Genomic DNA, 6447 nt, shown 5'->3' with positions numbered 1-6447 from the left:
GTGAACGCGAACAGCCCCACCGTGACCAGCACCCCGCCCGGCCCCACCGCCGTGATCCCGACACCGGCCGCCAGCCCGATCAGGACCAGTGCCGCCAGCGCCCACGGCTCCAGCCCCGCCACCGCCCACGCACCTCCCCTTCGCCGGACGTCCGCGCCCCGGGCCGTGCCGCCGCCCCCGGCCCGGGCCTCACTCGCCCGGCGGGGCCGGGGCCAGCGCCCCCGACAGGAACAGGGTGGTCGCGGCGGCGCCGGCCTCCTCCACGTCCAGCCGGTTGCGGATGACCCGCGACACCACGCCCTCCAGCAGGCTGAAGTACATCTCGGCGAGGGTGTGGACGGGCAGGTCGCGGCGGAAGTGGCCGCCGGCGGCGCCGCGCTCGAACACCGCGCGCACCGGGCCCGCGAGCCGCCGCTCGACCCGCCGGGCGTCGCGCGGCGGGCCCTCCAGCAGCCCGAGCACCCGGTGCCGGCAGGCCGCGGCGAGCGTCGCGCGGGTCATCCGGGCGACGGCCTCCTCGAGCGGGACGGTGTCCAGGCGGGCGCTCTCCAGCCGGGACGCCAGGTCGGCCAGCGCGGCCTCGTAGAGCGCGTGCAGCAGGGCGTCGCGGCTGGGGAAGCAGCGGTCGAGGACCGCGCGCTCGACTCCCGCGGCGGCGGCGATGTCGGCCATGCCCGCCGACCCGCCCCGCTCGGCCAGCACCGCGGCGGCGGCCTGGAGGATCCCCGCCCTCACCGGGTCGCCGGCGACCGTCCCCCTGCTCATCGCGGGAAAGGGTACACCCGCCGCGGCGGGTGCGGTGGCGGCGCGTCCCGTTCGGTGGTGGGATGGGACGGGTCCGCCGAAGCCGCACGATCTGGGGAAGGACGCCCTCATGGAAACCGTGTACTCCAAGGACGGGACGCCCATCGCCTGCGAGCGGACGGGCAGCGGCCCCGCGCTGGTCTGCGTGGGCGGGGCGCTCAACGACCGCGGCTCCGCCGCCGCCCTCGCCGGGCTGCTGGCCGGCGGGCACACCGTCCTGACCTATGACCGGCGGGGCCGCGGCGACAGCGGCGACACCCCGCCCTACGCCGTGGACCGCGAGATCGAGGACCTGGCCGCGGTGGTCGACGCGGCCGGCGGGTCCGCCGCGGTGTACGGGATGTCGTCGGGCGCGGTGCTGGCGCTGCGCGCCGCCGCGGCCGGGCTGCCCCTCACCCGGCTCGCGCTGTACGAGCCGCCGTTCCACGCCGGGCACGACGACCGGCTCCTCCAGTCCCGCGCCTACAACACCGAGCTGACCGGGCTGCTGGCCGAAGGCCGCCGCGGCGACGCCCTCGCGCTGTTCATGGGCGGCGTCGGGATGCCGCCCGAGATGGTGGCGCAGGCGCGCAGCGCGCCGATGTGGCCGGCGCTGGAGGCGCTCGCGCCCACCCTCGCCTACGATTCGGCGGTCATGGACGACGCCGAGGGCGGCGCGATGCCCGAGGGCCTCATCCGCCGGGTGACCGTCCCCGCGCTGGTCCTGGCCGGCGGTGACAGCCCCGCGTGGATGCGCGACACCGCCCGCCGCGTCGCCGCGCTGCTGCCCGCCGGGACCGACCGCGTCCTGGACGGCCAGACCCACGACGTCGCGCCCGAGGCGCTGGCGCCCGTCCTGGCCGACTTCCTCGCCTGACCCGCCCCGGCCGGCCCCCGGCCGGCGCGGCCGTCCGGAGGGGGCGGGCGGGGGGTCAGGTCACCGGGACCTCGATGTGGCCGGGCGCGCCGCGGCGCAGCGTCGCGCGCCCGGCGGTGACCTCGGCCGCCCACGCCTGGAACGCCGCCAGGTCCTCGGCGGGCACCGCGACGTCGGCCTCCACGGCCGTCCCGTAGCGGACGTCGCCGGGCTGGTGCCCGCGCGCGTGCAGGTCGCCGAGGAACCGCCCGGCCAGCGCGTGGTCCACGCCGACGGTGACCGTCACGACCGGGCGCAGCTCCACGACCCCGACCGCGTCGACGGTCTCGGCGACCGCCTGCGTGTAGGCGCGCACCAGGCCGCCCGCGCCGAGCTTGACGCCGCCGAAGTAGCGGGTGACGACCGCGGCGGTGCCGGTCAGGCCGCGCCGCACCAGCACCTCCAGCATCGGGACGCCCGCCGTCCCGGCCGGTTCGCCGTCGTCGCTGCTCTTGGTGATCTCGCCGTGCTCGCCGACGACGTAGGCGGTGCAGTTGTGGGTGGCGTCGCGGTGCGCGCGGCGGTGCGCGGCGATGAACGCGGCCGCCTCGGCCTCGTCGGCGACGCGGGCGAGCGTGCACGCGAACCGGGACCTGCGGATCTCCAGCTCCCGGGACCCGCCCTGTCTGATCATGCGCATGGCGCCTCCGAGTCTATGTTCGGCCGTGCGCGCCGCCGGGAAGGACGGTCCGCATGGATCCATTGGACGCGCTGTACCGGCGCTGGCTGTTCGAGGTGTGGCAGGGCGACTACGCGGCGGCCGGGGACATCCTCGCCCCCGGCTTCACCGGGCACTGGCCCGACCTGGAGGTGCACGGTCCCGCCGAGGCCGCCGAGCAGGTCCGCCGCTCCCACGAGTACTTCACCGACGTCAGCACCGCCCTGGACGCCGGCCCCGTCATCGGCCCCGCCCCCGGCTCCCCGGCCGGCTCCGCGGCGGGGCCGTCGCAGGGGGACGGCATGGTCGCCGCCGCGTGGAGCTTCCACGGCTCCTACCGGGGCGGGATACCGGGCGCGACCGCCGCGCCCGGCACGCGCGTGTCGTTCCGCGGGCACGACCTCTTCCGCGCCGAGGGCGGCCGGTTCACCGAGTACTGGGTCGTGTCGGACGCGCTCGGCCTGATGACCGCGCTCGGCGCCCTCGGCTGACCCCGCGGCCGAACGCCGCGCGGTCAGACCAGGTCGATGAGGTCGGCGATGGAGGCGACGACGCGGTTCGGGCGGAACGGGAACCGGGCGATCTCGTCCTTGCGGGTCACCCCGGTCAGTACCAGGATCGTCTCCAGGCCGGCCTCGATGCCGGCGACGACGTCGGTGTCCATCCGGTCGCCGATCATCGCGGTCGACTCGCTGTGCCCGCCGACCACGTTCAGCGCGGTCCTCATCATCAGCGGGTTCGGCTTGCCGACGAAGTAGGGCTCCACCCCCGTCGCACGGGTGATCATCGCGGCGACGGCGCCGCAGGCGGGCAGCGACCCCTCCGGGGACGGGCCGATCGGGTCGGGGTTGGTCGCCACGAACCGGGCGCCGCCCTCGATCAGCCGGATCGCGCGGGTGATCTGGGAGAAGCTGTAGGTGCGGGTCTCGCCGAGGACCACGTAGTCGGGGTCGATGTCGGTGAGGACGAAGTCGGCCTCGTGCAGCGCCGTGGTCAGCCCCGCCTCCCCGATCACGTACGCCGAGCCCTCGGGCCGCTGGTCGGCCAGGAACCGGGCGGTGGCCAGCGCCGAGGTCCAGATCGCCTCGGGCGGGACCTGCAGGCCGGCGGCCGCGAGCCGGGCCGACAGGTCCCGGCGGGTGTAGATCGAGTTGTTGGTGAGGACGAGGAACGGCGTGCCGGCCGCCGACAGCCGCCCGATGAACTCCTCCGCGCCGGGGACGGGGCGGCCCTCGTGGACCAGGACCCCGTCCATGTCCGACAGCCAGTACTGGATCGGCCCGCGTTCGCTCATGCCCTCATTGTCGCAGGTGAGGATCTACGCCGGGACCGCCCCGCCCCGGGCGCCGCCCCGCGCGGGGGCGTTGACCTGCGGGTGATGTGGATCATAGATTTTCGGGACGGCGCACCGAATCGTGTTCGGCGGTCGGGCCGCGCGGCGGCGCGCCGTCCACCCCGCGGGAGGCGCGCTGTGCAGGACCGTGACAGGCAGGACGGCGACGTTCAGGACGGCGACGTGAAGGAGGGCGGGCTGCCGGGCATCGCCGAGGTCCGGGCGGCGATGACCGCGCCGGGGAGCCTGTTCGAGATGGACGAGGTCGAGATCCGCGGCGTGCGGACCCGGGTGTGGAAGAACGCCCCGCCCACCCTGCGCGAGATCCTGGAGGCCTCCCGCGCGCACGGCGACGCCGACTTCCTGGTCTACGGCGAGGACCGGCTCACCTTCGCCGCGCACTACGCGGCAGCGGCGGCGTTCGCGCGGCGGCTCGTCGACCGCTACGGGGTCGGCAAGGGCGACCGGGTCGCGATCGCGATGCGCAACTACCCCGAATGGTCGGTGGCGTTCTTCGGCGCGGCCGTCGCCGGCGCGGTGGTGGTGCCGCTGAACGCCTGGTGGAGCGCCGCGGAGCTGGAGTACGGGCTGGCCGACAGCGGCGCGAAGGTCCTCATCGCCGACGCCGAGCGCGCCGAGCGGCTCGCCGGGGTGCTGCCGGGGCTGGGCGTGGCGTGCCTGGTCGCGCGGCCCGGCGGGCCCCTCCCCGAGGGCGCCGAGCCGTTCGACGGCGTCCTCGGCGCCCCGGGCGACCCGGCCGCGGCGTCGCTGCCGGACGTGGCGATCGACCCCGACGACGAGGCCACGATCTTCTACACCTCCGGCACCACGGGGCGTCCCAAGGGCGCGCTCGGCACGCACCGCAACATCGCCACCAACCCCGTCAGCCTCGCCTACGGGATCATGTCGGCGGGGGTGCGGGCGGGCCGGACGGTCGAGGAGCTGACCGCGCCGCAGCCGCGGGTGACGCTGCTGAGCGTCCCGTTCTTCCACGCCACCGGGTGCCATTCGGTGCTGGTGACCAGCGCGCTGCAGGGCGGCACGGTCGTGCTGATGTACAAGTGGGACGTCCGGCGGGCGCTGGAGCTGATCGAGCGGGAGCGGGTGACCGGGTTCGGCGGCGTCCCCACCATGGCGTGGCAGGTGCTGACCGCGCCCGAGTTCGGGGACTACGACACCTCCAGCCTCACCGGCGTCAGCTACGGCGGCGCCCCGGCCGCGCCGGCCCTGGTCGACACGATCCGCGAGCGGCTGCCCCAGCGGGTGCCCGGCAACGGCTACGGGCTGACCGAGACGTCCTCGGTCACCACCTACAACGGCGGCGTCAACTACCTGGAGCGGCCCGACAGCGTCGGCCCGCCCGTCGCGGTCTGCGACGTCAGGGTCGTCGGCCCGGCCGGGGAGGAGCTGCCGCCCGGCGAGGTCGGCGAGCTGCTGATCAAGGGCCCGAACGTCATCAAGGGCTACTGGAACAAGCCGGAGGCGACCGCGCAGGCGTTCACCGGCGGCTGGTTCCACAGCGGCGACCTGGCCCGCCTGGACGCCGACGGGTTCGTCTACATCGTCGACCGCGCCAAGGACATGCTGATCCGCGGCGGCGAGAACATCTACTGCGCCGAGGTCGAGGCCGCCCTGTACGAGCATCCGGCGGTCGCCGACTGCGCCGTCATCGGCGTCCCGCACCAGGTCCTCGGCGAGGAGGTCGGCGCGGTCATCGTGCCGCGCCCCGGGGCGAAGGTCACCGCCGGGGAGGTGCGGGAGTTCCTCGGCGGGCGGATCGCCGCGTTCAAGGTGCCCGAGCACCTGTGGTTCCAGGACGAGCCGCTCCCCCGCAACCCGGGCGGCAAGATCCTCAAGACGCGGCTGCGGGAGCGGCTCCTCGGCTGACCCCGCGCCCCCGCAATGCGGACGGGGCGCCCCGCGATGATCCCCGGGGCGCCCCGCGCGCGGCGTCACGGTCCGGCGTTCACCGGACGCGGACGCCCGGTCAGACGTTCACGCCGAAGTCGGAGGCGATGCCCGACAGGCCCGAGGCGTAGCCCTGGCCCACCGCGCGGAACTTCCACTCGGCGCCGTTGCGGTACAGCTCGCCGAACACCATGGCGGTCTCGGTCGAGGCGTCCTCCGACAGGTCGTAGCGGGCGATCTCGCTGTTGTCGGCCTGGTTCACCACGCGGATGAACGCGTTGCGGACCTGCCCGAAGTTCTGCTGCCGGCCGTCGGCGTCGTAGATCGACACCGGGAACACGATCTTGGCGACCTCGGCCGGGACGGTGCTGAGCCCGACCTTGATCTGCTCGTCGTCGCCCTCGCCCTCACCGGTGAGGTTGTCACCGGTGTGCTCGACCGAGCCGTCGGGGCTCTTGAGGTTGTTGAAGAACACGAAGTGCTGGTCCGACAGCACCTTGTTCTCCGCCGAGACCAGCAGGGCGCTGGCGTCCAGGTCGAAGTCGGTCCCGGTGGTGGTCCGCACGTCCCAGCCCAGACCGACCACGACGGCGGTCAGTCCGGGAGCCTCCTTGGTCAGCGAGACGTTGCCGCCCTTGCTCAGACTGACTCCCACTGTTGTCTACCTCCGTATCGGACTGCGGGTGGGCTCCACCCGCGATCGGTCTGTCTTACGAGAACGGTAGCCATCCCTCACCGGTTCCCCCCGCTCCTTGGCGAATTCGCGGCGTGGCGTGCCGTTTCGTCCGGTCCCCGAGCGTAGGGGACGCGGTCACGGGCCGGTGGGCCCGGTGAGGAACGCGGTGGGGG

At 75.0% G+C, this 6447-nt stretch carries 7 protein-coding genes; 3 read left to right on the top strand and 4 right to left on the bottom strand.

Translation table 11 applies throughout. The features are described from left to right. Positions 1–189: 189 nt before the first annotated feature. On the bottom strand, positions 190–765 hold the full coding sequence (locus tag E1284_RS37315; protein WP_165965576.1) for a TetR/AcrR family transcriptional regulator: 576 nt from the start codon (positions 763–765) through the stop codon (positions 190–192). A 109-nt stretch (positions 766–874) separates the two neighbouring features. Between E1284_RS37315 and E1284_RS37310 the strand changes: the two genes are divergently transcribed. Further along, entirely contained in the window at positions 875–1660 is a 786-nt protein-coding gene (locus tag E1284_RS37310) for an alpha/beta fold hydrolase (RefSeq protein WP_131944863.1), read from the top strand. A 55-nt stretch (positions 1661–1715) separates the two neighbouring features. Here the strand turns inward: E1284_RS37310 and E1284_RS37305 are convergent, their stop codons facing one another. Next, the gene (locus tag E1284_RS37305; protein WP_131944862.1) at positions 1716–2339 is read right to left on the bottom strand and encodes an IMPACT family protein; all 624 of its coding nucleotides are present in this window, start codon (positions 2337–2339) and stop codon (positions 1716–1718) included. 53 nt (positions 2340–2392) lie between these two features. Here E1284_RS37305 and E1284_RS37300 point away from each other — a divergent pair, with 53 nt between their 5' ends. Further along, complete coding sequence (locus E1284_RS37300) at positions 2393–2848, top strand: ester cyclase (RefSeq protein ID WP_131944861.1); 456 nt, start codon at positions 2393–2395, stop codon at positions 2846–2848. Between the two features lie 23 nt (positions 2849–2871). Here E1284_RS37300 and E1284_RS37295 read toward each other — a convergent pair whose 3' ends face one another. Continuing rightward, positions 2872–3651 (bottom strand): HAD-IIA family hydrolase, encoded by a 780-nt coding sequence (locus tag E1284_RS37295; RefSeq protein ID WP_131944860.1) that lies wholly within the window; start codon positions 3649–3651, stop codon positions 2872–2874. 177 nt (positions 3652–3828) lie between these two features. Here E1284_RS37295 and E1284_RS37290 point away from each other — a divergent pair, with 177 nt between their 5' ends. Continuing rightward, on the top strand, positions 3829–5577 hold the full coding sequence (locus tag E1284_RS37290) for a class I adenylate-forming enzyme family protein (RefSeq protein WP_243714986.1): 1749 nt from the start codon (positions 3829–3831) through the stop codon (positions 5575–5577). Between the two features lie 100 nt (positions 5578–5677). On the opposite strand, the gene E1284_RS37285 is transcribed toward E1284_RS37290, so the two are convergent. Continuing rightward, complete coding sequence (locus tag E1284_RS37285) at positions 5678–6253, bottom strand: TerD family protein (RefSeq protein ID WP_131944859.1); 576 nt, start codon at positions 6251–6253, stop codon at positions 5678–5680. Positions 6254–6447: the final 194 nt, after the last annotated feature.

It is taken from the genome of Actinomadura bangladeshensis, assembly GCF_004348335.1.
Taxonomy (GTDB): Bacteria; Actinomycetota; Actinomycetes; order Streptosporangiales; family Streptosporangiaceae; genus Spirillospora; species Spirillospora bangladeshensis.
This window is presented reverse-complemented; position numbering and strand designations above follow the sequence as displayed.

Bases quoted from the DNA above. Each gene is read 5' to 3' on its own strand.
- E1284_RS37295 (WP_131944860.1), bottom strand. From the start codon at position 3,651: ATGAGCGAACGCGGGCCGATCCAGTACTGGCTGTCGGACATGGACGGG.
- E1284_RS37310 (WP_131944863.1), top strand. From the start codon at position 875: ATGGAAACCGTGTACTCCAAGGACGGGACGCCCATCGCCTGCGAGCGG.
- E1284_RS37315 (WP_165965576.1), bottom strand. From the start codon at position 765: ATGAGCAGGGGGACGGTCGCCGGCGACCCGGTGAGGGCGGGGATCCTC.
- E1284_RS37300 (WP_131944861.1), top strand. From the start codon at position 2,393: ATGGATCCATTGGACGCGCTGTACCGGCGCTGGCTGTTCGAGGTGTGG.
- E1284_RS37305 (WP_131944862.1), bottom strand. From the start codon at position 2,339: ATGCGCATGATCAGACAGGGCGGGTCCCGGGAGCTGGAGATCCGCAGG.